Raw genomic sequence first — 1,232 nt, forward strand, 5'->3', positions numbered from 1 at the left:
CAGAAATATCTTCACAACGATTAGTCGTTGGTTCCACACGGAAGATTTGCACAGCATTATCGGTTTGATCAATAAATTTGATCATGTCACTTTCTTCTAAGAAAGGACCCGCTTTAGCGAGATTTTGTTCTTCATTTTCACAGATGACTAAGAGAATTTCATCAGAATTTATAAACACTGGTTTCTTCACAAATGCCTCCATACTGCCTATTGGCAAAAGTTATTTTCTAAGATATGGAACTTATATTTCATTATTTATGAAAATTGTCAATATAAAAATTCAGAAAATATGAAATTTTAATAAAGTGTAGGTTAATTATGGATAAACTAATGTTAGAAAAACTTTGGAATTGTGGAGATAAAAAAGTGATGGCTGCTATTATTTTTTGTCTGAAGAACAAGAATTCTGAAGAATCGTTAAAACAGCTTTCTGAACTTCGGGATTTGCTTGATAATACAGTTGAATAAACTGTTCAGATTCTTTGATTAGAAAAGGGGGGATTTCGCCAAAAAAATCAATAATTTCTATTAATTCACTTGCTTTTATTGATCTTTTTGTACCTGAATCATGCAACATACTAGTTAAGGTAGATGGTAACACTCCTAAATGCTTGGCTAGCATTTTCTTACTACCATGACCATTTTTAGCTAATTGCGCATTAAGCCATACCTTTAACTGATCTGATTCCATAAAATACAAAGTCTTTCATATGAAATGAAAAATCAATAAAAAAAATATGAAATTTTATCTTGATAAAATTCATAAAATATGAAATTTTATCTTTATGAAAAAAGAACCTGCGTATACTATAATAAAATATCTAGGGGGGGCTATTAACGTTTCGCGTATTTTGAAGAAATGTAAAGGTGCTGTTTATCGTATCACTTATTCTAAAGAGAAGGGTGGTTCTAATGGATTGTTTCCTTCAATTTATCAAGCGCAGTTATTAACCTACGCACGTGATCATGGGATAGATTTGCGTCCAGAAGATTTTTTTTATCCCGAGCGCTTGCAGTCATTAATGCAAGAGCAACAAATGCCCCCAATGTCAAAATTTACAAAAAGTTCCGGCGTTAATAACGCGGGTAATAATTTACAGCCTTAAGGAGATCAAAATGAGTTTAAATGAAATGATAGCGATCGTTGTGTGTGTGGTGTTTGGAGTCTTGCTTTTATGCGGAGTGATGTTTCGCTTTGCTTTGTATTATCGAGATCAAGTTAAGGCGCTTAA

Annotated in this window: 2 protein-coding genes and 1 pseudogene; 1 reads left to right on the top strand and 2 read right to left on the bottom strand. The window is 32.5% G+C overall.

Annotated features, from left to right (window positions below):
- Window positions 1-190: pseudogene (locus tag PVV66_RS09555) on the bottom strand (hypothetical protein); the annotation flags it as partial.
- 189 nt (window positions 191-379) lie between these two features.
- The gene (locus tag PVV66_RS09560; protein ID WP_114647946.1) at window positions 380-691 is read right to left on the bottom strand and encodes an XRE family transcriptional regulator; all 312 of its coding nucleotides are present in this window, start codon (window positions 689-691) and stop codon (window positions 380-382) included.
- Window positions 692-785: 94 nt separating this feature from the next.
- On the opposite strand from PVV66_RS09560, the gene PVV66_RS09565 reads away from it, so the two are divergent.
- Complete coding sequence (locus PVV66_RS09565) at window positions 786-1,106, top strand: hypothetical protein (protein ID WP_273719613.1); 321 nt, start codon at window positions 786-788, stop codon at window positions 1,104-1,106.
- Window positions 1,107-1,232 lie beyond the last annotated feature (126 nt).

The sequence above is a fragment of the Bartonella sp. AU16XJBT genome (genome assembly GCF_028618665.1).
Taxonomy (GTDB): domain Bacteria; phylum Pseudomonadota; class Alphaproteobacteria; order Rhizobiales; family Rhizobiaceae; genus Bartonella.